Below are 23897 nucleotides of genomic sequence, written 5' to 3' on the forward strand. Positions count from 1 at the left end.
CCTTTAAGAAGGCCGTGGGCGCGGTCCTCTCCGGCGCCGAGGGGAAGCATGGCCACAGGCCTCTTCGCGACGAAGCTGCGGCGCCCCGCCCCCGATCCGACTATGCCGCGAGACCCATGAATCGCGCGACGTCCTGTGCCGCGATCTGCCCCCGGATTGCCGCTCGAAGCGCATCGACGCCCAGCAGTCTCAGGTCCTCGTTGAAGTCACCGAGCCGAGGCGAAAGCACGAGCGCCTCGATCCCGACCGATTGCGCCCGGTCGACGAGTGTCGCCATCGCGCCATAGCCGGCCGGATCGTTGTCGAGGGCGATGTAGAGGCGTCGCAGCGTGTCCGGGAACAGGATGGCGAAGAGATGCGCCGCCGAAAGAGCTGCGATCATTGGCATGGCAGGCAGAACGCAGCGAAGCGAGAGCATGGTCTCGATGCCTTCGCCAGCCGCAATGGCCTCGCCTGCCACGCCGAAGCGCACGGCGTGACCGAGCAGATCGCCCATTGCCCGTCTAGGTGTGTCGATCGGCGCCTTGCCGAGCGTCGCCTCGCTGAATCCGCCCGGATCAAGCCAGGTGCGATGGGCTCCGGTGATGTGGCCCGAGAGATCGGTGACGGCGGCGATCATGGCCGGCCAGGTCTCGGTCGGGCTATGCTCGTCGGGCCGGTAGTAGCAGCGCGGGTGAAAACGCAGACTGCCGGTTGCGTGCAAAGCCGTAATGCCGCGTCGGCGCAGATACGCTTCCACGAGAGTGCGCTCGATCGGCTGCGACATGGCGAACAGGCGTCGCGCCGCTTCGGATGAACCGGTTGGAGCATCCGGCCTCCGCGACGAAGGGCGCGGCTCTTGAGATTCTGGCGCCGCACGCGGCAGGCTGAGAAACGCGCGTGCTTCTTCGGCGACATCCTTGAAATCGGAGAGGCCCCGGCATTCGCGGATGACATCAAGCAGATCCCCGTGCTCGCCCGTCGCTGCATCCAGCCATTTCCCGGCCGGCCCCCTGGCAGTCTCCTTGAGCCGCACGAACATGGACCGGCCCGGCGTGTTGCGGACATCGCCCACACGCCAGTAGGCGCCTTCGCGGCGCCCGGCCGAAAGGTAATGGCGGCACACCGCCTCGGCATTGCTGGCAAGGCGATGCGCCAATTCGGATGCGGAACCGGACACGGCGCCCTCCATAGCAAAGGGACCCGCCATTGCTGACGGGTCCCGCGGAAAAGTTCGGGGAGGTTATTCGGCGGCGACGTCCTGAGGTTCATCCGCAGAGGCATCCTCAGTATCGTTCCGGGCCGCGATTTCGTCGGCCGGCGTTTCGCTGTCGATCGTCGCCGCTTCTTCAACAGGCGCTTTGTCCGGCGCTGTCCCCGTCTCCGATGCATGCGGCGCGCGGCGCAGCATTCGCAGCGGCTCCGGCAGCCATCCCGAGCCTGCGAGCAGATGTTCCGCCTGAGCGGCCATGTCGCCTTTCTTGAACATTTCGATGCGTCGCGCATGATCCTCGCCGCGGGCTTCGCGAACGGCGTCAAGGATGCGAGCCTTGGTCACTCGGCCGAGGAAATTGTCGACGCTGGGCGCCCAGCCCGTCGCGGCGATGTCTAGCGAGATTGCCTCCGCAAGCCGATCGGCGTGGGCGACCGCCCTGGGGCGACGATTATAGGCCTCGTTGACCGCGTTGACGGTGAGCGAGACGCAATGTGCGAACAGCGCCTGCTGCTGCTCCGCGTCAAGCATTGCGAGTGCATTCCAGAGATCGCCGGGCTCGTTGGGAAGCCGCTCGGACCATTCGCGATGCCGCGCGTCGACTGTCGCGGCAAGCTTTGTGTCGCCGAGGCCGGGGGCGAGACTGCCGAAGGTCACGGTCTTTGGCTCGACATCGAGACAGGAGTCGGAACCGTAGCGGTAGAACAGCTTCAGGCAGAGGACGTGCAGCGCCGCCAGTAAGGCGACCTTCGGATTTCTACCGAGCGCCTCGCGCAGCGCCAGCGTACGGTATGCGGTTAACTCGGTCACCAGCCTGTCGGGCAAGGGCCGCAGTCCTTCGTCGTCTTCCTCTTCGGCGAACGACGAATGAATTGCGGCGTCGATGGGAGCAGCGGACTTGGGAGCTGACGCCAATTGCGACGGCTCCTCGCCGACAACTTCGTCCGAAACGATCTCCGCGCCTTCGATCGGCGCCTCGTCCTCAGGGCGGACATAGCCGCGCTCGATGCGAAGGCGGCCCGAACCATCGATGCTCACGAAGGCGCCCGCCCGCGCGACATCCTCGGGAGCATAGATGACGGGGGGCTGCTCGAAAGCCTCCAACGCCGTCTCGATCTCAGCGAGCCGGGCGTCGACCTCCTCCGGGATCTCGTCTGCTCCCGAATAGGCCGCCTCGAGCTCATCGGCTTCGCAGCGAAGCAACTCGCGCGCCGCCACTTCATCCTCGCTCAGAGGCTGGCGTTCGCCCTGGAGATGGCGAAGCCCGTAAGTGTGGCCGTAAGGAAAATCGGTCGCGATCTCGACCCATTTCCACCCCTCGGCGCGAACGTCTTGCGCGTCGCGTTCAAGCTTTTCGGCGACGAGTCGATCCAGCAGCCTTGCATCCTGCAACCAGCCGCCATCATCGTTCTGGAAGAGATCGCGCATGACCGCGCCGCCGGCGGCAGTGTAGTCCTCGCCTACATATTGCGCACGCTTGTCGGAGGCGCGGACCGCGCTCTCGGTGAGCATACGGCGGATTTGATAGGCCTCCTTGCTGTAGGAGCGCTGGATCGCCTCCCAGATCTGCTCCTGGCGCTCATGATCGGGGCTTACCGCGAAGGCCATCAACTGGTCCAAGGTCATGCCGTCCTCGGCATAGACGTCGAGAAGCTTCGATGAAACGGAAGCGAGCCGCAGCCGCTGCTTGACGACCGCAACGCTGACAAAGAAGGCCGCCGCGATTTCCTCCTCGCTCTGCCCCTTCTCGCGAAGCGCCTGAAACGCCCGGAACTGGTCGAGCGGGTGTAGCGGCGCGCGCTGGACGTTTTCGGCGAGGCTATCCTCCTCCGCTGTCCCCTCGGTGCGCACTACGCAAGGGATGGGCACATTGCGCGCGAGACGCTTCTGCTTCACCAGCAGTTCCAGCGCGCGATAACGTCTGCCGCCAGCCGGGATTTCGAACATGCCCGTTTCGGCGCCATTTTCGTCGAGAACGGGCCGCACAGTGATGCTCTGCAACAACGTGCGGCGTGCAATGTCCTCGGCGAGTTCCTCGATGGAGACGCCAGCCTTGATGCGTCGGACATTCGCCTGGGATAACACGAGTTTGTTGAATGGAATGTCGCGCGAGGCGCTCAACTGGATTTTTTGAGCGGTCTTCCCCATGGGTCTTCACTCCGCGACGGCCGGCCGAAAGACTTTCTCTCGACCTCCAAGCCGTCACGAAAACCGGCGCAGCCCTCTTCCTCTCGATCGTAGGCTCCCGAACCGAAATCGGAGAGCTGTAGCGCCTCGAACGCCTGCGCCTCTGCGGCACCGTCAGCGAAGGAGCCGACTGTGCCCCCATGCCCGCGAGCAGAGACTATGCACACGTTGCGTCGTTGTAGAACATCGACAAGAAGCGAGTATCGGGCTAAGACCAAAAAGCCGTTCTCTAGCGGGTTTCCGACAATGACAAAGCGAACTTGGCTGACATTATCCCTCCTGACATTGAGCGCAGGGCAAACCCTGGCGATTGAATACCCTTTCGATCTTTATCGGGTATCCGGGATCTATAGCGGCAAGGTCCATTACCCGGATTTCGCCGGGCGTGAACGGAAATTCGCGATGTTCCGGACGCGTATTCGGCAGGCAGCCCAACAGGGCATCAATTTCGCCGGCCACTACGCAATCGTCCAATTCGGATGCGGCACCATGTGCTCGGCGGTTTACATGACCGATATCGCCAACGGGAGGGTTTACACTTTCCCTCTGGGCGGCGAAGAAACCGGCCGCCTCGAGCTAAAATTCGCCTCGATGAGTTCGCTCATAGTCGCTCACTGGAACGCTGACTTCACCGACGGATGCACCGAACAACGATTCGTGTGGCGCAACGAACGCTTTGACGAAATTGCCAATACGAAACTGGATAAAAATGCCGCTTGCTGGACCGATGCGAAATAAAGGTTGCCTCGTGAACTGCCTCAATCAGCTTCCCGTCCCTGAGACATTTTGATTGATGGCCGATGACCGCTCCTGGCGGATAGTTGCCGTTTAGGAAAGCGGAAAGCTGGGCGCACGTTGCCCGATGGATGGCCGCGGCGGCGCAGTGAATAGATCCAACCCCGCGGCCAGCGCCACTCAGGCCGCTCGATCGAGCAGCTTCTTAGCCCGCGCCTCGAGATCGAGCCGCGCGTCCTGCTGGGTCTTTTCGCGCGCAACGGCGGTGATCCCCTGGACGAAGTCGAACACGCTCTCAGGCTTGCGCCCTTCCTCGACGAGCACGGTTTCGATGATCTTCGCCGTCTCGGTCTTTGAGAAGCCGCGTTTGCGCAGGAACTCGCTACGGTCCTCGTCGGTGCGGGCGACGATCTTTTCCCGCGAAGCCTTGATGCCGTTGACGAAAGGCGTGGGTGAGGAATTAGCGAAGCGGGTCAGCGCCGGCGCGGCCTCATGGGCGAAGCGCGAGGCGGCATATTTCGAGTGGCGGATGGTGATTTCTTCGAAATCCTCAACGCCCCAAAGATTTCGGTTCTGGCAGACGGCGCGAAGATAGAAGCTGGCCATGCCGAGCGTCTTCGCTCCAACCTCGGAATTCCAGCAATAGAAGCCACGAAAATATAGGTCGGGAGAGCCGTCTGGCAGCCGGCCGGCTTCAATCGGATTAAGGTCGTCGACCAGGAAGAGGAAGACGTCGCGATCGGAGGCGTAGAGGGTCGTAGTGTCCTGGGTGATATCGACGTGCGGATTATAGACGCCGCTGGACCAATCGAGCACGCCCGGCACCTTCCAGCGCGTATCCCCTGTGCCGTCGCCAGCGATACGCCGGACGGCAGCGACCAGCTCCTGGTCGAAGATGCGGCCATAATCGGGTCCGGTGACCGCGCGCAGTTCGATGCGGCCATCTTCGATCTCGAGCGTCTTCACCTGCTCGGCGCGGTGTGAGGTCAATCCGTATTGGAGATTGATGCCGGCCAGAGGCGCGGGAAGCTGGCGAAGATAGGCGGCCGGGGCGCCGACCAGGCCGGCGAGCTGTCCAAAACTCCAATGAGTCGGCGCAATCGGCGCCTCGGCGCCGGGCAGCATCAGGGTGAGACGCTCCGCGTCGTCACGGTTGGCTTCCACCCGGATCGCCGCGCTCTCGACCGTGCGGGTCCGGCTGCGTTCGGACCGGCCGCGCACGGCGGCATACAGATCCGAGAGGGATAAGTAACGCTCGTCGGCCGGGCGCGAGAACCACTCCGAAGACACGCGGCCGACTCGCTCCCCGCGGCTCACATCCACCTTGTAGCCGCCGACGCGATCGTGAACGGCGTCCAGAACTTGCTCCTGGGTCATGGGTCATCTCCAAGACGGGCGGCGGAGGCCTCTCCTCTCGCCCTCACCCCGTCACGGAAATCCTGCTCGCCTCTAACTCGGTGGGGCCTTTTGGGGCAGCCAATCCCCCAGAAGGAGTAGCGGAAACCGCAGAACTCGGACGCAGGGAAGGCTTTCCCCGCAAACCCGTAGAGCCTCGGATGCGTAGAGGCTGTACAACTTCTGCTCCACTGTCGGAATATAGGGATAACGCTGTCAACCAACGGATCCGGCGACATTGGATTTAGAGATCACTCCTGACGGCTGAAACGAGACTTATGTTCGCCAGCGGGCACCGTGGCGTTCGTCGCAGTGATTAATGATAAGGGATACAGGAATCGGGTCGGCGTTTTATCACACGCCGCTAGGCCTTCTTCTGCAGGAGATTTAGGTTCAGATCTCCGCACCCGCAGCGCAATGCCTCCTTCTTGCCGCGGTCGGGGGCCACGAAGTACATCTCATTGCAAGTGCCGCAGCCGAACGCACCGGTAAACGTCCGAAACGCCGACACCACGGGCGTGAAGTCTTCTTTCTTAAGGTCCGCCCATTCGTTGAAATGGACGGCCGTGTTGATCTGCCAGTTCTCGTAGCCCGTCTTGGCCTTGGCCTCCGCGAAGGCGACCTCGATCGCGCCGATACGCTCGACGACATCCTTTTGATTCCAGGAGTTGGCGGCGACCTTGGCCTTTTTCAGCAGATCGCCCAGCGTGCTGGTCGCGTTCGGAAGCAGATCGCCGAGCATGAATTGGGCGTCGCCCCGGAATTCAACATTGGCGCGCAGGCGATCGCAGGCCTCCTTGGCGAAATGCTCCAGATAGTGGCGAAGCAGAGCTGCTGCGGCGCGCACGTCGTTTTTGATGAGATAGCCTTCCAGCTCGGCCCAGACATCGCGATCGTCCCACTCGGTCGGACCAAAATCCACGGTCCATGTCCGGAAATGGGCGAAGTTACGGCCTTTGATGAGGCCCTCCGATTTCATGTGGCGCAGCCAGATCTCGTCGTGCGTCGTGAAGATGAATTGCGTGTTCGGGAACATCTCCTTGAGGAGCGCGCAGACCTGACGACGGTGGCCGGCATCAACGGACATCAGGACGTCGTCGAGGACCGCGAACGTAAAATTAGCGCCGAGCAAATGGTTCATGAGCGCGAGGTAGAGGCAGAGACCCATTCCGTCCTGGTGGCCCTCGCTGTGATACGCGCCCGGCGGAAAATGGCCGCGACCATAGAAGTCCACGTCGAAGCCGAGTTTGCCAATCGAGGGCATCAGCTTCGCCGTGAATGCCTTCTCGTCCTCCTCATTGATCTTTCGATAGTAGCTCGCGAACGCGGTCTCGACGTCTTTGTAGATTTTTTCGAGCGCGGTCGTAGTCACGATGCCATAGGTAGCGAAGACCTTCGTGGCGCGATCCGCGCGGACCTTGCCGGCCGTGAACTTCAGCCGCGCGGCTCGGCAGGTCTCCAGTCGCTCCTGCGCGAGCACGAGGAAGTCGCGCGCCGCATCCTGCTTGGTGGGCTCCGGTATCGCGGCAATCGCAGCGGCGAGCGCGGCCAACGGCGGCTCCATGTCTGGGACGCTGTGAGCCGCGGATAGGACCGCGCGCGTGTCGTCGAGCGGCAGGAGCTTCTGTAGCTGCTGGTATCGCCCTCGAAGAACAGTCCTGAACTCGGCGAGCGCGCTGGCGTCGATCTTCGGGGAGAACATGCCGGCGTGATCGATCACGGTGTTCAGGGCCGTGCCGGCGGCGTGGAGGGCGTCGAGGACCGGCTTCAGTTCAGCTTCGAGCGCAGCGCGCCGTTTGCTCACGTCTTCAAAGTGCGCCAGCTTTCGGGCGAGGTGCCCCGTGAAGGCATCGGACTCGAAAGGCGTGTCGCACACCGGGCAGGCGGCCCCGTCATACAGTTCTAGCGCCGACTTCAGGAGGGACTCGCGCGATAGTCCGTTGAGGCTCTCGGCATCCTTACCGAGCTCCGCGGCATTCGTGTCGGCGGTTGAGCATGCTTGCTTGAATGAGTCTGCCTTGAGCGCGTGGAGCGCCTCTCGTAATGTCGCAAAATCGGCGGCAGCCTGCACTTTTGGCACGCGGCCGGGGACGCTGGCTGTCGTGGTGGTCAGCCCGTCCTTGACTGAGGTGTTGGCATCGAGATCGGTCAACAGCGTGAGGCCGAGCAAAGTCCGGCGCGGATTGACGGCGTCGAGGACTGATTTTTTGCTGAGCTGCGCGGCGTCGAGCGCGGCGAGAAGGTTGTTGATGGCGTCCTTCTCCGCGCGCTCCAACCCCGGGAGGTCCCTGGTGCAGGCGTTGGCGATCTTCTGCAGTACGCCCCGCAGCTTCTCGATGTCGTCGAGGCGCAGGAGCGATTGGACCTCTTTTGAGCGTTGGCCCGGCTCGGAGAGGACGTATCGGATCAGCTCGCGGCGCGAAAGGACGAACTCCGGGTGAAGGTTGACGCTCTCGAACGCGGCGATGACGTCCTTGTCGGCGGGCTTGATCTCCGGCGCATTTGTCGATTTCACGGTGCGGCGGATCCGGGCCTTCTTGCTGCCAAGGGAGGGGATGGTGACGTCGATCGTGACCGACGCCGCCTCGGGCTTGTTACGACTGTCGACATGCGGACCGTGCGCCCTGACCGAGAGACCTCCGGTCCCGGCGCCGGCCAGGCGCGAGATGTTGCCCGTCAGGGCGAACTCGATCGCATCCACGATACCGCTCTTGCCGGTCCCATTCGGTCCGCAAGCGGCGAAATTCTGACCCTTGAGCTCAAGGGTCAACTCGCGAATGCCGCGAAATTCCTTAATATGTATCGTGTCGATCCGAATCATGAAGCGTCCGGAAACAGAGCGGCTCGGACCGAGGATTCGGCGAAGACGCCATCCTCAAGGACGACTTTGCGGAGCCTGGGCGCTATTTCGCCGAAGCCTTCTTCCTTTTCCAGGGTTTCGAAGAACTCGCCGAGGATGGTGGCGGCGACGGATTTCACCTTCGCTGGCGGCTCGGCCACCTTATCCTTATCTTCTGCGGTGCCCAAGTTCTTACCCCGCTACAAGAAAAATAACAGGAGACGTTGCCTGCGTCAGGAGCAAATCGCCGCTAGACGAAGAGAGGCGATGGCTCGTTCTTCACCGCCCTGACTCGGCCATAGGGCCTCGCGACGGGCGAGTCCCAAGGCCGGACGCAAGGCGCCAGCACTTCGGCTAGGCGCGGACCGGGGTGTTGAGGGATTTACGGGCTGCGCCTTTAAGCTCCGCGTCTCATTGCTGCCATCGGCCCCACAAATGTTTTTTGGCTGTCGAAAAATCTGTGGGTAAGTGCGATCTCCGCTCTCGGCTTCTAAATGGCTTCTAATTTCAAAAGAGAGCCACTTCAAGCGCTAGAAAGATCACCACAACCCATTGATTTTATTGGTGCCGGTTGAGGGATTCGAACCCCCGACCTACTGATTACAAAGAACACCATAGATGGTTGACATACGTTTGACTACCGTGTAAGGTAACACATACATCGTTGTGACGAAAGGGATTTCTCGGACGAATGCGACTCTGGATCAATCACTTACGAAACACGCCCGGAGCGCTAATTCTCTGAAAATTCTCTGAAACCCGCCACGGTAACTTGTCTGTCAGGAGTTCAAAAATATGGCCCGCATAGCGCCCCCTTTGACCGTGAAACGATGCAAGGAACTTGCGGCGATTGGGAAGACCTCGCGCGTGGAAGCGCGGGACGGGTCTCTGCCGGGGTTGTCGTTTATTTCGCATCCGGGCGGGTCTAAGTGGTGGTTTATACGGGATGGCTACCCCCGTAGCTTCCTTGGCGATTACCCGCTTGTAGAGCTTGCACAAGCGCGGGAATTGGGTAGGAAGCTGGCGGCTGAGGTCGCAGGGGAAAAGATGTCTCGTGCGAAGCTCGGGAAGACGCTATTGCAGTTGTGCGAGCGGTATTATGCAACCCGCGGTCTACGTTCGTCGGACGACGCGCTGCGGGCTATAAAAAATGTATTTAATTCTGAGACGGGGACGCGGAGCGCGGAGCTTACATCCGCCAAGCTGCAAAAGTGCATCGACAAAAAATATGCGACTGCGCCGCACATGGCGTCGAGCGCGACGCGTTACCTCTTGGCGGTAATAAACGACGCCATCCTACGGAAAGAGTGCCATCGCGAGGTCGCCGAGCTGGCTATACCCCGCGGGCGGCACAAGCGCGTCAGGGACCGGGTGATTACTCACGAGGAGCTTCGCGCGATATGGCCGCACCTTACCGGGGCGTATGGGCTGGCGTGCCGGCTCATGTTCTATGCGATGGCGCGGCGCGAAGAAGTCACAAACGCGCTCGTGGGTGACTTCAAGGATGGGGTGTGGACCATACCCGCAGATCGCTCAAAAAATGGCGTTGCGCATGTAGTGGCGCTGCCGACGCAGGCTCGCATGATCGTGGCGGGGCTGAGCGAGGGTAAGAGCGTGCGAGCGCCGCTGTTCGAGAATAGCCATGGGAACTGCATAGGAGGGACGAGCAGCAATTGGGATCGGTGGCAGAAACAGATTTTCAAAAAGTCTGGGACGAAGGACTGGCAGCGGCACGATTTGAGGCGCACAGCAGCCACTATGGCAGGCGAGCTTGAGATTGAGCCCCACATAATCGAGCTGATGCTCAACCATGTTGACGCTCATAGCTCACTGGCAAGCGTGTATAACCGTTCGCGCTATGGGAAGCAGCGAGGGGAGGCGTTGCAGAGAGTGGCCGACAAGTTGGACGAGATACTTACCCGAGGAGGTAATGGTGAAACGGAAGAAACCACGGGCCAAGCCGTTAACGCCGGAGCAAAAGAAAGCTGTCTGGAGCAGGCCCAAAACTAACGCAGGAGTGGGCTGGAGCCGGGACAAGCCCGTGGACCCGCGCGAGTATGAGACTGGATTTACCGTAGGAGGTAACAATGGCGAGTGACGATCCCAACGCGGCGTTTGATGCGACCATGGGTATCTTGACAACGATACAAGACGTTTTGCGCGATCGGCTGCATGCAGAGAAAGACAGAGAGGCTAAGCAAGCAACGAAGAAGGGGCTCGCTGCGGTCGAAGACATAGTAGATGCTATGACGCAGCTACAAGGCGGCAATCATGGCGAGTGACGCTCTTAAAGCGCGAGTGGCCGCAGAGCTGCAAGCAAATATCGAGATGATGGACGAGGCCGTGTATAGGCTGACTGCGCTACTGAGCGCAGAGACGGACGTGACCGGACAGAGCATGCTGGCGAACGCGATTGCTACATTTCAAGTAGTGAAGGAGAACACGTTGGGACTTCACGACATCGCAGTGAACGCACTGGAAATGGTCGATAGAGTAACGAAGAACAGGAGCGCTCATTAATGTTTGCGCTATCCGATCGCTGGATTGAGTATTTCTTTGACGTTGCGCAGCGCACGGCGCGCATGAGCAAAGACCCGTCAACGCAAGTCGGCGCTGTGATCGTGCGGCCCGACAAGACGATTGCAAGCACCGGGTTCAACGGGTTCCCGCGCGGCGTGCCGGATTATTATGACCACTACGAACGGCGGGAGCACAAATACCCGCGCATAATACACGCCGAGGCAAACGCCATACTCTCGTCACATGAGCCGGTGCGAGGGTATAAGATGTTCGTCACGCACTGCCCCTGCGCCAGATGCGCAGGGACGATAATACAGGCAGGGATAGAACAGGTCGCATATCCCGAGCCGAGCCCGGAGGTCGAAGAACGATGGGGAGACGAGTTCACGATAGCACGTAGCATGTTCGGGCACGCGGGCGTGTATATGCACCGATTACCCGCTGCGGTAATGCCTATGTCCACGCCTTCGGAGAAATCCGTTCGCGTCTGGGATGACTTCGCTTGCTCATTAGCTTCCCTGATATGAAGCCGTGCAAGCCGCCGTGGTAGGCTAGGCAACCATACTGGAGGGCGTCTTGCGGGTGCGATGCGTCGCCTTTCTTGGACGGTGTGGGCTTTCTCACGCCGTCCTTTGTGCGTTCAAATTTATATTCGCCCGCGAGCCCTCGTATGAGCATGGGGCAGCGCGAGGCGTCCACCCTGAATTTGGCGCTTAACAGGAAATGTTCCACAGCGCCAAGTCTTGGGGCAATGTCATTTGTTGGAGCAGCGAATGCCGCGAACCCCATATTCGTGAGCATGTCGAACGAGGTCAATTCATAGAGGTTGTTTTTCGCGACGCCCGCAGGATCGCCAACAACCGCAACCGGGCATCCTGCATAGCGCGCGCTGTAGATAGCCGGGCGCAAGCTCTGGGCGATATGCTGTTCAAGACCAATATCGAGCGCGGATACTTCTTCGAGGATGTTGACATTTCCAAGATGGTCCATTTGCATGATGATCGACCACGGGTCGCGCCCGAAGTCCTGCCCCACAATGATTAGCCTGCCGGACTGGACTTCAATCTTCGGAACGACGTGCAGCGCCTTGTTGAAGCTCTGCGCGAATACGGCGGTTCCAGACGGATCGTTGCCGTAGATCGCGTGAACGTATCTGTTGAGCCAGTCTTGGTTTCGACCCGACTCCATAAGATCGGTGTAGTAGGTGCGGCCTAGCGCGAGTCGCTTTACGTCGTCCTCTGGCAGCTTCAAGCTCTCTTCGGTCTGGCGCAGCCATTGGAGGTTCTCGGCTTCCGGGTGCATGCCGCCGGGCTGTTTGAACACTTCCATTTTCGCTGGCGGGCGCTCCATAATGTCCCACCAGTCCGAATGCTCTGTCGGAAAGTTTGTATCCATGACGATACCGCGCCATGTGCAAACCGGCACAGGGTATCGGCCGCAACGTCCGAAAATGCCCGATATAACGTCGGCGCTCATTTCGATGCACTCGGACATCCATGCGCCCGTAAGCTGCGAAGACAGAAGCCGCCGCGCGTCGTCCGGGTTCTCCATGGGGAGCAAAATCCATTCGGTGTCAACGTCGCCAATGCGAATGTAGATCGTGCTCTCACTCACGCGGTAGTCCGCCACTTCGCGGAACCAGAACATAATGTCCTTGAGAACGGTATCCTTGAGCTGCTTCAAGGTCTGGCGCACGATTGCAAAGCGCGTGCGGCGCATGCCGTCAACCGGATCGGGCGCTTGCTCGCACGCCTTCCGAAACAGCTCAAAGATACAAGCCGTCGTTTTGCCAGAGCCGACTGGACCAGCAATGAGACGGAGAAGCGCCGTGCTGCGCATGAACTCTGCGCATGTTCTGGGCGGGGTATAAACGTGGTGGGTCACAGCGCTTCGCCTTCAATGGTGGGGGCTTCGATTGTTACGGGCGGCTTCGTGGTATCGCCGAGGTTGATCGTCACCTTGAACCCGCCGCCCGTGTTCTGTTGCTCGGGTTGCTTCTCTAGCCCCGCGATCTTACCCATGGCGGTAACTAGCGCAGCCCGCGCGGCAAGCGGGGTCTCGCGATTGTGAACTTGCGTCACCATTTCGGCGATGCACGTTTCGAGCGCCAGCGCCGCTTTCATGCGAATGCGCTTCGGCGTGTTGTCAACGCTCTCCCATTCCGTCTTGAATTGCGCCATCAAAGTCGCAAATCGGCGGTGCTTGGTTATCAGGACATATTCTTCGTCCGATATCTCAAGGCTCTTCAGAACGTCGGAAATCTCACCAACGCCAGTCGAGAGTTCTTTCGCAAGCGCCGTCATTTTCTCTTCGAGCGTAGCGGGTTCCGAGAAAGGGAGTCCACGCGTCGCGACGAGCGGAAGCTTTGTCGGGAGCGGATATTTTGGGGAGAACGGGTTTAACGCCATTTTGGGCCTCTATTGACTTTGAGCGCATATTACCTTACACGGTAACAATGGTCCAGACGCCCTTGCAAGCAATACCTTTGAGCGGCCCCGGTGGCGGATTACTTCGCGCTGCCGGGCCGAACGATCTGTCGGCTGCGCAATCGCAGGCTGATGAAGCGCAGGCGCAGGCGCAAGATACGAGCGCGTCCGGCTGGGGCCAATACACGGGGCTTGCAGGCTATGTGAAGTCGCAATACGACATCATGCGCAGGCATCGTAACGACGCCGCGGCAGGATGGGCCGAGCGGCTCATGAATGCGCTCAGAGTCTTCAATGGTCGCTACAGTGCAGAGGTTATTGCGCAGATACGGAGATTTGGCGGTAGCGAGGTCTATGCGCGCACGACCGCAGTAAAATGTCGTGGGGCGACATCCCTGTTGGCGGACGTTTATCTCTCAAATGATCGCCCATGGGGGCTCGAAGCCCCGAACGATCCGCAGTTACCCGCAGAGGTATTGTCCGCGATTGCCTCGCTGATACAGCTTGAAGTGCAGTCGCATTCGCAGGCGAGCGGGCAATCGCCGGACGAACAGGCGATAATGGATCGCTACAGGTCGCTTATGGAGGCTGCGCGGCGCGCAGCGGTGAAGCGTTCGAACGATCAAGCGAAGATCGCCGAAGACAAGATTGACGAGATTCTCGCCGAGGGCGGGTTCTATCAGGCGCTCGCTGAATTTCTCGCCGACCTCACGTTGTTCCCCTACGCCGTAATCAAGGGGCCGGTTGTACGCATCAAGCCCCTCGTCGAATGGGAAGGGAACAAAGCGTATGTGGTCGAGGCCCCCAAGCTCACATGGGAACGCGTATCGCCGTTCGACGTGTATTGGACGCCGGGGGTCTCGCGCATCGAAGACGGAAATGTCATCGAGCGCTTGAGGGTCACACGCAAAGACCTAAACGACCTCCTCGACTTGCCGGGGTATGACCACGACGCTGTGCGTGCTGCGCTCGAAGCATATGGGCGCGGCGGTCTGGTTGATGATTGGGACCAGATGGACGCCGAGCGCGCGGTAAACGAGAACCGCGAGAACCCGCACCTTAATAGGTCGGGCATGATTTCGGCGATGGAGTTTAATGGATATGTGCAGGGTTCGTTGCTGCTCGAACAGGGAATGGACCCGGCGTTAATCGAAGACCCGTTGCGCGATTACTTTGTGCAAGTATGGATCGTCGGGCGGTTCGTGCTCAAGGTCCAACTCTCCCCGTCCCCACGAAAACGTCACCAATATTATGTGACTTCGTTCGAGAAAGTACCCGGAACTCCAGTTGGCAACGCCCTGCCCGACATTCTTGACGATTTGCAGAACGTGACCAACGCGACCCTGCGTTCGCTTGTGAACAACATGAGCATCGCATCCGGGCCGCAAGTGGTAGTGAACGATGACCTTCTAGCGAGGGACGAAGACGGCGAAGACCTGTACCCGTGGAAGCGTTGGCATGTGACGCGTGATCCGTTTGGGTCGAATGCGGTGAAGCCAATTGATTTCTTCCAGCCCACGTCGAACGCGAGCGAGTTGCTCAATGTGTTCCAAACACTCGGCGGCATTGCGGACGAGCTGTCGGCAATCCCGAGATACTTGACGGGCTCGCCAAATCTTGGCGGCGGCCTAGGGCGCACGGCGTCTGGACTGTCCATGCTCATGAGCAATAGCTCTAAAATTCTCCAGACAGTGGCGGCGAATATCGACCGCGACGTTCTGGAGCCGATGCTTCAAAATCTGTTCGATCTGCTCATGCTAACAGACACGTCGGAGCTTCTCTCCGGCGAGGAACGGATTACCGTCCTCGGGACGAAGGTGGCTGCGCAGCGCGAGACGAACCGACAGCGCCAGACCGAGTTCTTGCAGATGACGGCGAACCCGGTGGACATGGGTATCATCGGGCCGAAGGGCCGAGCGGAGATACTGCGTCAAGTCGCAAAGGGCCTCGGCCTGCCGGGTGACGAGATTGTCCCCAGCGACGACGACCTTATGGCGCAGCAGGCGGCAGCGCAGCAGGCAGCGCAGCAGCAGGGTGCGGTTGGACATACCCAAGGAGGTAATGGCCAGCCGGGAGTCCAAGGGGGTAAACCCGGCCCCTCTGGCGAACAGGGGCCGCGGGTAAACCTTCAACAGCAAACGCCCCAACATTGAGAGGATACATGAGAGGATACATTAGATACCCTTACGTAAGCGCCAGCGTTATTTACACCCCGAACAGCTACGATCGTGGCGATATGGGCATCGTCGGCAACCAGAAACTTGCCGCCATCATCACGCACGTTTGGGGCACGAACATGGTCAATCTCGCCGTGTTAGACGCCAACGGAAAGGCGTTCTCGCGAACGAGCGTAATCTTTTCGCACAGCAGCGACGACGAGCTGAAAAGCGACATCGCCTACTGCGAATGGCTGGAGCGCGGCGAACCGAAGTGGTCGGACAGCGCGCCTATCAACGCCGCTATCCATGGCGATGCGCCAGACGACCTCGATTTTTAGGAGGGACCAATGGGAGTGAAACGTGGAAACAAGATCGCTGGCTCTGGCCCCGGAGCAGCGTCGATGGGGGGTCCGGGCAGGAAACTCCCCATGCCGAAATCCGATACGCCAATGCCCGGCGGCGCGGCATCTGGCGGCCAGTCTGGGGCCGGAGCGCCAGCAGCAACGCCGGCTTTCAAGCGTGGCGGCGCTGTGAAAGGCGTCGGAAAAGCTTCCAAAGGCAAGTGCTAAAAATCGCTTGCAATTAGTTACCCGCTGGGGTAATCTTGCTCCAATCCACGCTAGGATTGGAGCATTTATTATGGCCAAAGTCGAAAGCACGAGCGCTGGCGAGAAGTTTTTCGCCAAGGGCGGCTCCGGGCATATGTTCGGGAAGCAGCACGCCGGAACTCAGGAAGAGGGCGTCACGAGCCACGAAACTGCTGGAGGCGGTGGCGAGGGCAAATATTTCGCCAAGGGCGGCTCCAAGCATATGTTTGGCAAGCAGCACGCAAACACGATGACGCCGGGTCAGACCGGAAAGAACGGCTGACAGCTCTCGTATTCGGAGGCTATAATGGTCCGCGTCGTTGATACGTCGAAGCGTGATGGCAAGGGCTACGGGGAGGAAATTCTCCCGAGCCAAGACTCACACCCGACCATTATCGGCGGGTCGGCGGCCATGTCCCGCATGAACAACTACGGCAAGAAGGCTCACAAAGAGCACGAAGACCGTATGAAAGCCATGATGGACGCCCGCGCCGACCAGCAGCCGAGCATCCCCAACATTGTCATGTCGATCCACGACGATATGATTTGACTTACCCGTTTGGGTATCAGGGGCTACAATGGCGACAAGCACAAAAGAACTCGACCGCGAGGCTACATACGTAGGGCCTCCCTTCGACACGTTTTCGGATGTTGACACGCAGTCGGTAACGCTCGCGCTCAACATCGTCATCGACTACATAAACCAGCTCGCTACCCCTGCCGGAGTGGCGGCTCTCACGCAGGCACAGGCAACGAACCCGGCGGATAACACCATCGGCACGGTGTCCGGGTTCCTGCTAGCCAAAGCCATCGCGCAGGCGGTTGCTCCGAGGGTGTTGTCGTTCACGACAGTCGGGCAGACGACGTTCTCTCTCCCTGCCACTCCGACGCAGCCCACTAGCGTTGTGATGGTCGTGAACAGCATCGCATACGATTACTACTCCGGCGCGTTCACGCTCGCCGGGTCAACGTTGACGTGGACGGGAGATTTCGTTCTGAACCCGTCAACAGACTCCGTATTCGTCCGGTTCATATAAAGCTTACCCGGACGGATAAACTGGGCGAGGCACAAGATGGCAAACACGAATATCCAGTCCAAACAGATCGACAAGACGTTGCTGGCGGCGGTCGGCATCGCCGGTTTCAACACTTCGGCTGCGAACAGCGACAATATCTCGGCAGCTCTGGGCACGGCCCTCGCCACGGCTGGTTTCGCTGGCGGGGCGGTTCCGTTGCAGGCAGGCGCGGCACCCACGGCGGTTTCTCAGAAGGGCACCGAAGGCGTCGAGGTCGGGGCAGACAACATCGTTCCGGTGTTCCTCAACGGTCCGTCTCGCGTTCGCGCCACGGACCGTTTAGGAAACGACATCTACGGCAAGGTGACGAAGGTTGGCGCGGTCTACACGCTGTCCTATTTCAGCGCGCCGGGGGGAGTCGAGGCGGCGTATACGTGGGCCGCAGCGACGGCGGTGGACCTCGAAATCCCGTATTGGTTCTACTTCGCCGACATTCCGGCGGACGCGCTCATGGCGATCACCGAGCGTCATGTCAACCCGGCCGGCGGCGTAACCGCAACTCCGTTCTCGGAGGCGCTCGCCGTCACTGCGCTGAACACCGTTGCGAGCCTCACCAATACTCCGAGGGCCGGCTACCCGTTGTGGTTCACGGTCAACGGCGTCGTCGTCGAGAACGGCAACGGTCTCAGCGTCACCCCGCCGGCCAATGCCGTCACGGTTGACGCCACGGCGACCGGGCTCAACTACAACATTCAGTCCGGCGTGGACGTGGTTTACGCTCACTATTCCTACTGACGGCATAACGCAGTGTTACCCCTGCGGGTAACACTGCAACATTTTGGGTAGGACGGATGTATATGATAGCGCCAAAGCAGATAGGCAACACAGCCACGTTCGCGGACATAACGGCGAATGGCGCGCTGGCGGTTATGGGAACGGTAGAGCAATATCGCGCTCTCGTGTTCACGCAGGCAACGCCGGGCGTGAGCGTCACCCTGCCAAGTCCGCAGAGCGCATCAATCATCTTCTCCCTGCCGGCTTCGAACAAAGGCAGTGTAGCTATTACCGTAGAGGGTGTTGTTCTTCCGCCGGGGCAGACTATGCTGCTCGCGTGGGATGGCGCTTCATGGGATGTGCTCGGAAATGTCGTCCCCACTGGCGGAACTACCGGACAGGTTTACACAAAGAACTCTAACGCCAATTTCGATGCGAGCTGGAAAACGCTGGCTGTAGCGCCGACGCAGATCGGATCGGCGGCGACCATCGCTGATATAGCGGCAAGTGGCGCAATTACTGTAACGGGTGCTATAGAGCAGTATCGAGGTCTCGTGTTCACACAGACCACGGCAAACATAGCCGTAACGCTGCCAAGCCCTCAGAATACCGCCTTGGTATTCTGGCTTCCGATTGCCCATAAGGGAACGGCGGCTATTGCAGTTCAAGGCGTCGTGATCTACCCCGGCCATACGATGCTGGTGGGGTGGGATGGCGCTTCGTGGGACGTGCTAGGAAATGTCGTCCCGCCCGGAGGGACATCTGGGCAAGTTCTCGCCAAGAACTCAAACTCAGATTTCGACGTTAGCTGGAAAACTCCGACGAGCGGCCCCGGTGTTCTTAACACAATCGACTGCACCGGGATTTCGCCCGTAACTGACCAGACCAGTTTCCTCACTGGATACACGATATATGAGATTGACCTCATTAACGTGGTTCCATCGGATAGCGGCCCGTCAATGCGTATGCAGTGGTTCACGACCGATGGCTTGGGGGCAGGGTCCACGAACGGATATGTTACCCATCTGTTTTGGGGCGATGGCATGAACAGCGCCTCTGGAAGCTATGGGTGGGTGAACACAAACGATTTCTTTCTCCCTGATAATCTCAGCAACGTAGCGGGCTCTGGCGTGCATGGGAAGATCACGATTTACAATCCGGCTTCCACCACCACATACAAGAAGTGGACTGGTGAGTTCGCATCTTCGAACGCTTCTGGCGATTTAATTCAGCATAGGACGGTAGGCATTTCCACGCGCAACACGTTAGCTGTAACAGGGTTCAAGCTCGCAACTACGAGCGGGCAAGCTTTCTCATCTGGCAAGGTCATCGTCCGCGCGGTCGCTTGATCTAATAACGAGGTCTATAATGCTTTCGGAACCGGAACGATCACGGTCAAATGCCGGCGCGACTCTCGCGAAGAACGGCTTAGCGATAACGAACACCATCGTCAATAATGGCGGCACGGTGACAGCCTAACAGGCTTACCACAGGAGGTAACGTATGCAATTCGTGAATTATACTCCCAACTGGAGCGTGGGGGCGTCCGTTTCGGACATCCTGTCCGTGTCCGGCGCGACTGGCTCGGTGGCGTATTCCGTGAGCGGCGGGACCATCCCCGACGGGCTCACCCTCAGTCCCTCGGGACTCATCGCCGGCGTTCCTGCCACGGCTGGACAGATTGACTTCACCGTCACTGCCCGCGACAGCATCGGCGATACGTCGGTCCTGCGTATTCAGGGAAGCGTCGTCGATCCGAACGCCCCGGCTCCGGCGCAGCCCGTGACGATCTTCAATCACATCGCGGACATCGTGGATACGGTCGCCGCCGACATCAGCGCCGTCGAGGCGAAGATCGTTCCGGCGGAACAGATCGCTTCCATGGTGGCCAGCGCCGTCGCGAACGTGGCGTCCAGCGCCGTCGCGAACGTGGCGTCCAGCGGAAACCCTCTGCCGGCGCTTCTCTGGACTGGCGAGAACTTGGTCGAGCGGTATCTCGCGAAGCGCGGAAACTAAGCTTCATCGAGAAACCAGTTATGCAAGTTATCGGGGCGGTGGCTGGATCAGCCGCCGCCTACTTTCTTACCTCTATGGGTAAAGGTATAATCCATTGAAACGCCAGCCCCAAGCCCCCAACGTCCAAACGCCAGTAGAAATGCTGGTCGATGCTGCGTTCGATTTGTCCATGGCGCACCCCGCGCTATGGCGAAGATTCATCGAAGCTTATAACTCATACACGATAAAAACTGCGCTCGATATGGCGTCGGCAGCGCCCGACAAATTGGAGTTCGCCCAAGGCGGCCTGTTCTTCCTCAAGCAACAGGCGGAAGTGTTTTCCGACATTCACAACGAAAAGCGCAAGCAGGAGGCCGACAGGCAGCGTAGGCTTGCAAATAACGGCAATCGGGTATAGACTGTTACCCACCACGGTAACTTAGAGGTTAAAGAATGGCTGACTCCCTAAGCAAACCACTGCCCCCGTCAGCGGGTTTTCAGATGCCAGCATCCAGAGACTTCGCGACAGCAGAAGCGATGGCTGCTCAGGAAAACGCCGAGACGTTCGCGATGAACGCAATCAGCAAGGCCACTGTCGCTGCTAACACATACACCGATACGAAGCTTGCAGCCCTCGCTGCGCGCGTCGCGTCTCTCGAAGCCGCAATCGCCGCCAAGAAGTAATTTACCCGCTCGGGTAATTGAGAGGACAACATGGCGTACGCCCCCAAGCAAATGCACTCCCCCATTGACGATGCTGTAAACATCCCGAGCGCTGTTCGTGCCGCCGCAGCAAGGTCGGAACAATTGGTCGCCACGCAGGGCGCCCCCGAGGCTCCGACCAATCCTGCGACCGAAGTAGCTCCAATACCGATCGAGCCCGAGGTCACTGCGCCAGCAGCCACCACTCCAACTCCCACTCCCGCTACCGCTCCCGCCGCGCCAACCCCCGCCGCGCCAACCCCTGCCGCGCAGCAGTTCTCGGCAGAAGAGTTCGAAACCATGCGGCAGCGTGCGATGGCTGCGGAAGGCCGCGCCAAGGCCGAAGCACAGTCGAACAACAACTTGCGACAGCTTCTAGCTGCGACGAGCATGCAGACACCGGTGGTTCCAGCGACGCCGCCGCAAGATATGACCGGCCTTATAACGAAGGCAGACGAAGAAGCCTACGGAACCGATTTCTTGGACACGGTGAAGAGAGCCGCGCGGGAGTCGCTGGGGCAGGAAATCGCAGACATTCGCCAGCAACTCGGCAGCGTCAACCAGAAGTTCAGCGGCCTGGGTCAAATAACGCAAGATCAGGCGCGCGCGAATATGTTCGCGAACATGGACAATCGCCTGCCGGAGTGGAGGCAACTCAACGAAGACAAGAAATTTCTTGAGTGGTTGCAGTTGACGGACCCGTTTTCTGGTGCTACAAGGATGCAGTTACTCTCGAATGCTGTGCAACAGGCCGACGCAAACCGCGCCCTTGCCTTCTTCCAGAGCTACATTGCAGAGGCAGGCATAGCCGCCGCGCCTGCGAGCGCCGAGACAAGACGGGAAGTTCCGCCGGTCTCTCTCAGCACTCTAGCAGCCCCCGGACGAGCCCCAGCCCACACTCCTTCGCAGGGTGGCGGCGACAAGCCGATCATCTCTCGCGCCCAAATCTCAAAATTCTACGCCGACGTTGCATCCGGCAAATACGCCGGTCGCGACAAAGAGCGAACCGCAACCGAGAACGCGATTTTCGCCGCGCAGCGGGAGAACCGCATTCGAAGCTAACCCGGCTTACCTCGCCGGGTAATAGGAGCCTGTTATGGCAATCTTTCCGATTGCGTCGGCCACTTCCACGCCGCCGCTTTACCCGGCGGGTTCCGCCAACCCCGACTATCAGGCCGCAGGGTTTATCCCCGAAATCTGGTCGGGCAAGCTTATCGAGAAGTTCTACGCGGCGACCGTGCTGGCGGCTATCTCGAACACCGACTACGAAGGCGAAATCAAGTCGTTCGGCGACAAGGTGAACATACGCACGAAGCCGACCGTGCAGATTTTCGACTACGCCATCGACGGCGATTTGTCCGTTGATCGTCCGGTCGGTGGCATGACCACCCTCCAGATCGACAAGGGCAAATACTTCCAGACCATCCTCGACGACATCATCGAGGTACAATCGGACATCAACCAACTGAATATGTGGTCGGACGACGCTGCCGAGCAGATGAAAATCACGATTGACCGACTGGTGCTCCAGAGCATCCTCGGTCAAGCGCAGGCGGCGAACCGCGGCACGAGCGCCGGTCGCATTTCTGGCAACATCAATCTCGGCGTCACTGGAACCCCGCTCGGCACCGTCGGTCGCAACCCCGGCGTTGGTCAGGTCGAAATTCTCGACGTGATCCTGCGTCTAGGGCAGGCGCTCGACGAACAGAACATCCCCGAGCAGGGCCGCTGGATCATCATGCCGACGTGGGCCGCAGCGCAGATCAAGCGTTCGGAACTGCGTCAGGTCTATCTGTCCGGCGACAACGTGACCATGCTCCGCAACGGGCGACTCGGCAGCATCGACCGTTTCACGATCTATGCTTCCAATCTGCTTCCGAGCGGAACCGCGGGCTCCCAGATTTTGGGGCAGCCGCTCGCCCTCGCTGCCGGCGAGTTCGCGATCTACGCCGGGCATTCGCACGCACTCACCTTTGCGTCGCAGTTCACGAAGGTCGAGACGCTGCGGTCGGAGCGCACCTTCGGCACCCTCTTCCGAGGGCTACAGGTGTTCGGCTTCAATGTGCTCGACGGGATCGCGCTTGCGCAGGCCATCGTCACGCAGGCCGGCGCCTGATTACCCTTGCGGGTAACTTGCAAGTGTAGTATAATGACCCCGCTGTGCTTCGCATGGCGGGGTTGTCTTTAGGAACAGGCCAATGCAAATCTCCGCCACGCTAAACACAGTGTCCGATTGCTTGGCGACGGCGAGGACGCTCCTACAGGATTTCATCGCCCCGTATCGCTACCCGGACACGGATGTTGTCTCGGCAATGAATTTCGCGCTCCTCGACATGAAGCGGGTTCGTCCAGATATTTTCGTGGGTATTAGATACGAGAACCGTCACGGGTTCTCCCCCGGAGGCGACACGACCGGAGGCGATCCGACGCAGACTGTCCCTAGCGGGGTAGCAACCATCCCCACCATGACCGCCCAGCAGACGAGCCGACCACGCAGACACGGAGTATTCGTTGTGCCTTCGTTCGACACAACCACTCCCGCGAACTGGCCAACAACACTCGTGCCGGTCCCGCCAGAGTATCGCATGGCGCTGGTCTACTACGCCGCCGGACACGTCCAACTGCGCGACGACGAAGTTACGCAGGACAGCCGCGCTGCTTCGTTCATAGGCTCCTACAAGCAAATAATGGAGGTAGGCCAGTGAGCGACGACTATCCGACATTTGAGCGCACGCTAGACAGCGCGCGTATGCAGCTCAACGGCGCACTGGATGGCGTGCTCAAACTTGAACTGTATTGGGTGCTAAAAGAGTTCTTCGACCGCACATGGGTATGGCGCACACGGATCACGAAGCCCGTGTATCAGCAGAACTGCGGCCCTCATTACAAGCCAATTGAGCTGATACCGGACCAGTATCCGGCGCAGATCATTTCGCTCATATCCGCGCGCATCGTCGGCGCAGATAAATCGCGCCTCGTCCACATACCGGCGACGCTGGAGTTACCCGACCGGGTATATGTCCACGAGTGGGCTCCAATCGCAAGTTGGTCGCAGCCCCTCGGGTCGCCCGTGAACATAGAGTTCGAGGTCATCCTTAGCGTCACCGACCCGACCGCAGATGACGGGATTACGTATTGCCCGCATTGGGTCGAGCAACGCCACGGCGACACGATCATGCACGGACTCCTGTATCGGATGATGGCGCAAGTCCAAAAGCCATACTCAAATTTGGCAGGCGCGCAGTTCCACGGCACTAAATTCCGTGCCGGATGCGCCTATGCCAAGAACGAAAAGCAACACGGCAACATTCGTGGCGGGCAAGCGTGGGCGTTCCCGCAGACGTTCCGCACGCGCCGTAGGGGATTTTGA

General features: G+C 59.8%; 26 protein-coding genes. 19 read left to right on the top strand and 7 right to left on the bottom strand.

What is annotated here, in order from left to right:
• Positions 1 to 100 precede the first annotated feature (100 nt).
• Both H2LOC_RS10560 and H2LOC_RS10565 read right to left on the bottom strand, forming a co-directional pair.
• A complete protein-coding gene (locus tag H2LOC_RS10560) occupies positions 101 to 1159 on the bottom strand; it encodes a DUF7146 domain-containing protein (protein ID WP_246206788.1) in 1059 nt (352 codons plus the stop codon).
• A 63-nt stretch (positions 1160 to 1222) separates the two neighbouring features.
• The gene (locus tag H2LOC_RS10565) at positions 1223 to 3340 is read right to left on the bottom strand and encodes a ParB/RepB/Spo0J family partition protein (RefSeq protein WP_136496355.1); all 2118 of its coding nucleotides are present in this window, start codon (positions 3338 to 3340) and stop codon (positions 1223 to 1225) included.
• A gap of 285 nt (positions 3341 to 3625) precedes the next feature.
• Here H2LOC_RS10565 and H2LOC_RS10570 point away from each other — a divergent pair, with 285 nt between their 5' ends.
• Positions 3626 to 4117, top strand: coding sequence for a hypothetical protein (locus tag H2LOC_RS10570; protein WP_136496356.1), 492 nt, complete (start codon positions 3626 to 3628; stop codon positions 4115 to 4117).
• Positions 4118 to 4294: 177 nt separating this feature from the next.
• Here H2LOC_RS10570 and H2LOC_RS10575 read toward each other — a convergent pair whose 3' ends face one another.
• From H2LOC_RS10575 to H2LOC_RS10585, 3 genes are all read right to left on the bottom strand, one after another.
• A complete protein-coding gene (locus H2LOC_RS10575; protein ID WP_136496357.1) occupies positions 4295 to 5491 on the bottom strand; it encodes a DUF932 domain-containing protein in 1197 nt (398 codons plus the stop codon).
• A gap of 382 nt (positions 5492 to 5873) precedes the next feature.
• Complete coding sequence (locus tag H2LOC_RS10580; RefSeq protein WP_154331623.1) at positions 5874 to 8330, bottom strand: ATP-binding protein; 2457 nt, start codon at positions 8328 to 8330, stop codon at positions 5874 to 5876.
• Positions 8327 to 8509 (bottom strand): hypothetical protein, encoded by a 183-nt coding sequence (locus tag H2LOC_RS10585; RefSeq protein ID WP_246206789.1) that lies wholly within the window; start codon positions 8507 to 8509, stop codon positions 8327 to 8329. Before H2LOC_RS10585 ends, H2LOC_RS10580 begins: the two co-directional genes overlap by 4 nt.
• Before the next feature lie 634 nt (positions 8510 to 9143).
• On the opposite strand from H2LOC_RS10585, the gene H2LOC_RS10590 reads away from it, so the two are divergent.
• The 4 genes from H2LOC_RS10590 (at position 9144) to H2LOC_RS22090 (ending at position 11395) form a co-directional block, all read left to right on the top strand.
• Positions 9144 to 10358 (top strand): tyrosine-type recombinase/integrase, encoded by a 1215-nt coding sequence (locus H2LOC_RS10590; protein ID WP_136496359.1) that lies wholly within the window; start codon positions 9144 to 9146, stop codon positions 10356 to 10358.
• 77 nt (positions 10359 to 10435) lie between these two features.
• Positions 10436 to 10630: a hypothetical protein gene (locus tag H2LOC_RS10595; RefSeq protein ID WP_136496360.1), complete on the top strand. Its 195-nt coding sequence runs from the start codon at positions 10436 to 10438 to the stop codon at positions 10628 to 10630.
• Entirely contained in the window at positions 10620 to 10868 is a 249-nt protein-coding gene (locus tag H2LOC_RS10600) for a hypothetical protein (protein ID WP_136496361.1), read from the top strand. The genes H2LOC_RS10595 and H2LOC_RS10600 overlap by 11 nt, the downstream gene beginning before the upstream one ends.
• Complete coding sequence (locus H2LOC_RS22090; protein ID WP_136496362.1) at positions 10868 to 11395, top strand: deoxycytidylate deaminase; 528 nt, start codon at positions 10868 to 10870, stop codon at positions 11393 to 11395. The genes H2LOC_RS10600 and H2LOC_RS22090 overlap by 1 nt, the downstream gene beginning before the upstream one ends.
• Here H2LOC_RS22090 and H2LOC_RS10610 read toward each other — a convergent pair.
• Together H2LOC_RS10610 and H2LOC_RS10615 are read right to left on the bottom strand one after the other, a co-directional pair.
• On the bottom strand, positions 11322 to 12707 hold the full coding sequence (locus H2LOC_RS10610) for a terminase (protein ID WP_136496363.1): 1386 nt from the start codon (positions 12705 to 12707) through the stop codon (positions 11322 to 11324). The genes H2LOC_RS22090 and H2LOC_RS10610 overlap by 74 nt on opposite strands.
• Before the next feature lie 41 nt (positions 12708 to 12748).
• Complete coding sequence (locus H2LOC_RS10615; protein ID WP_136496364.1) at positions 12749 to 13171, bottom strand: hypothetical protein; 423 nt, start codon at positions 13169 to 13171, stop codon at positions 12749 to 12751.
• A 152-nt stretch (positions 13172 to 13323) separates the two neighbouring features.
• Here H2LOC_RS10615 and H2LOC_RS10620 point away from each other — a divergent pair, with 152 nt between their 5' ends.
• The 14 genes from H2LOC_RS10620 (at position 13324) to H2LOC_RS10685 (ending at position 23897) form a co-directional block, all read left to right on the top strand.
• Positions 13324 to 15447: a portal protein gene (locus H2LOC_RS10620; RefSeq protein ID WP_136496365.1), complete on the top strand. Its 2124-nt coding sequence runs from the start codon at positions 13324 to 13326 to the stop codon at positions 15445 to 15447.
• An 83-nt stretch (positions 15448 to 15530) separates the two neighbouring features.
• Positions 15531 to 15791 carry a hypothetical protein gene (locus tag H2LOC_RS10625; protein ID WP_136496366.1) on the top strand — a complete coding sequence of 87 codons (261 nt, stop codon included), beginning with the start codon at positions 15531 to 15533 and terminating at the stop codon, positions 15789 to 15791.
• Positions 15792 to 16092: 301 nt separating this feature from the next.
• A complete protein-coding gene (locus H2LOC_RS10630; protein WP_136496367.1) occupies positions 16093 to 16323 on the top strand; it encodes a hypothetical protein in 231 nt (76 codons plus the stop codon).
• Positions 16324 to 16347: 24 nt separating this feature from the next.
• Positions 16348 to 16590: a hypothetical protein gene (locus H2LOC_RS10635; protein ID WP_136496368.1), complete on the top strand. Its 243-nt coding sequence runs from the start codon at positions 16348 to 16350 to the stop codon at positions 16588 to 16590.
• A 28-nt stretch (positions 16591 to 16618) separates the two neighbouring features.
• Entirely contained in the window at positions 16619 to 17077 is a 459-nt protein-coding gene (locus tag H2LOC_RS10640; RefSeq protein WP_136496369.1) for a hypothetical protein, read from the top strand.
• 36 nt (positions 17078 to 17113) lie between these two features.
• Positions 17114 to 17851, top strand: a complete 738-nt coding sequence (locus H2LOC_RS10645; protein WP_136496370.1) for a hypothetical protein — start codon at positions 17114 to 17116, stop codon at positions 17849 to 17851.
• Between the two features lie 62 nt (positions 17852 to 17913).
• The gene (locus H2LOC_RS10650; protein ID WP_136496371.1) at positions 17914 to 19179 is read left to right on the top strand and encodes a hypothetical protein; all 1266 of its coding nucleotides are present in this window, start codon (positions 17914 to 17916) and stop codon (positions 19177 to 19179) included.
• Positions 19180 to 19333: 154 nt separating this feature from the next.
• Positions 19334 to 19846 carry an Ig domain-containing protein gene (locus H2LOC_RS10655; RefSeq protein WP_136496372.1) on the top strand — a complete coding sequence of 171 codons (513 nt, stop codon included), beginning with the start codon at positions 19334 to 19336 and terminating at the stop codon, positions 19844 to 19846.
• A 94-nt stretch (positions 19847 to 19940) separates the two neighbouring features.
• On the top strand, positions 19941 to 20243 hold the full coding sequence (locus H2LOC_RS10660; protein WP_136496373.1) for a hypothetical protein: 303 nt from the start codon (positions 19941 to 19943) through the stop codon (positions 20241 to 20243).
• Positions 20244 to 20278: 35 nt separating this feature from the next.
• Complete coding sequence (locus H2LOC_RS10665; RefSeq protein ID WP_136496374.1) at positions 20279 to 20509, top strand: hypothetical protein; 231 nt, start codon at positions 20279 to 20281, stop codon at positions 20507 to 20509.
• 30 nt (positions 20510 to 20539) lie between these two features.
• Positions 20540 to 21589, top strand: coding sequence for a hypothetical protein (locus H2LOC_RS10670; RefSeq protein WP_154331624.1), 1050 nt, complete (start codon positions 20540 to 20542; stop codon positions 21587 to 21589).
• 34 nt (positions 21590 to 21623) lie between these two features.
• On the top strand, positions 21624 to 22643 hold the full coding sequence (locus H2LOC_RS10675) for a phage major capsid protein (protein ID WP_136496376.1): 1020 nt from the start codon (positions 21624 to 21626) through the stop codon (positions 22641 to 22643).
• A 397-nt stretch (positions 22644 to 23040) separates the two neighbouring features.
• Positions 23041 to 23232: a hypothetical protein gene (locus H2LOC_RS10680; protein WP_136496377.1), complete on the top strand. Its 192-nt coding sequence runs from the start codon at positions 23041 to 23043 to the stop codon at positions 23230 to 23232.
• A complete protein-coding gene (locus H2LOC_RS10685; RefSeq protein WP_136496378.1) occupies positions 23229 to 23897 on the top strand; it encodes a hypothetical protein in 669 nt (222 codons plus the stop codon). Before H2LOC_RS10680 ends, H2LOC_RS10685 begins: the two co-directional genes overlap by 4 nt.

It is taken from the genome of Methylocystis heyeri (genome assembly GCF_004802635.2).
Taxonomy (GTDB): domain Bacteria; phylum Pseudomonadota; class Alphaproteobacteria; order Rhizobiales; family Beijerinckiaceae; genus Methylocystis; species Methylocystis heyeri.

Coding starts and splice junctions, on each gene's coding strand:
- H2LOC_RS10565 (WP_136496355.1), bottom strand. CDS start 3,340: ATGGGGAAGACCGCTCAAAAAATCCAGTTGAGCGCCTCGCGCGACATT.
- H2LOC_RS10570 (WP_136496356.1), top strand. CDS start 3,626: ATGACAAAGCGAACTTGGCTGACATTATCCCTCCTGACATTGAGCGCA.
- H2LOC_RS10575 (WP_136496357.1), bottom strand. CDS start 5,491: ATGACCCAGGAGCAAGTTCTGGACGCCGTTCACGATCGCGTCGGCGGC.
- H2LOC_RS10580 (WP_154331623.1), bottom strand. CDS start 8,330: ATGATTCGGATCGACACGATACATATTAAGGAATTTCGCGGCATTCGC.
- H2LOC_RS10590 (WP_136496359.1), top strand. CDS start 9,144: ATGGCCCGCATAGCGCCCCCTTTGACCGTGAAACGATGCAAGGAACTT.
- H2LOC_RS10595 (WP_136496360.1), top strand. CDS start 10,436: ATGGCGAGTGACGATCCCAACGCGGCGTTTGATGCGACCATGGGTATC.
- H2LOC_RS10600 (WP_136496361.1), top strand. CDS start 10,620: ATGGCGAGTGACGCTCTTAAAGCGCGAGTGGCCGCAGAGCTGCAAGCA.
- H2LOC_RS22090 (WP_136496362.1), top strand. CDS start 10,868: ATGTTTGCGCTATCCGATCGCTGGATTGAGTATTTCTTTGACGTTGCG.
- H2LOC_RS10610 (WP_136496363.1), bottom strand. CDS start 12,707: ATGCGCAGCACGGCGCTTCTCCGTCTCATTGCTGGTCCAGTCGGCTCT.
- H2LOC_RS10615 (WP_136496364.1), bottom strand. CDS start 13,171: ATGACGGCGCTTGCGAAAGAACTCTCGACTGGCGTTGGTGAGATTTCC.
- H2LOC_RS10620 (WP_136496365.1), top strand. CDS start 13,324: ATGGTCCAGACGCCCTTGCAAGCAATACCTTTGAGCGGCCCCGGTGGC.
- H2LOC_RS10625 (WP_136496366.1), top strand. CDS start 15,531: ATGGGCATCGTCGGCAACCAGAAACTTGCCGCCATCATCACGCACGTT.
- H2LOC_RS10630 (WP_136496367.1), top strand. CDS start 16,093: ATGGCCAAAGTCGAAAGCACGAGCGCTGGCGAGAAGTTTTTCGCCAAG.
- H2LOC_RS10635 (WP_136496368.1), top strand. CDS start 16,348: ATGGTCCGCGTCGTTGATACGTCGAAGCGTGATGGCAAGGGCTACGGG.
- H2LOC_RS10640 (WP_136496369.1), top strand. CDS start 16,619: ATGGCGACAAGCACAAAAGAACTCGACCGCGAGGCTACATACGTAGGG.
- H2LOC_RS10645 (WP_136496370.1), top strand. CDS start 17,114: ATGGCAAACACGAATATCCAGTCCAAACAGATCGACAAGACGTTGCTG.
- H2LOC_RS10650 (WP_136496371.1), top strand. CDS start 17,914: ATGATAGCGCCAAAGCAGATAGGCAACACAGCCACGTTCGCGGACATA.
- H2LOC_RS10655 (WP_136496372.1), top strand. CDS start 19,334: ATGCAATTCGTGAATTATACTCCCAACTGGAGCGTGGGGGCGTCCGTT.
- H2LOC_RS10665 (WP_136496374.1), top strand. CDS start 20,279: ATGGCTGACTCCCTAAGCAAACCACTGCCCCCGTCAGCGGGTTTTCAG.
- H2LOC_RS10670 (WP_154331624.1), top strand. CDS start 20,540: ATGGCGTACGCCCCCAAGCAAATGCACTCCCCCATTGACGATGCTGTA.
- H2LOC_RS10675 (WP_136496376.1), top strand. CDS start 21,624: ATGGCAATCTTTCCGATTGCGTCGGCCACTTCCACGCCGCCGCTTTAC.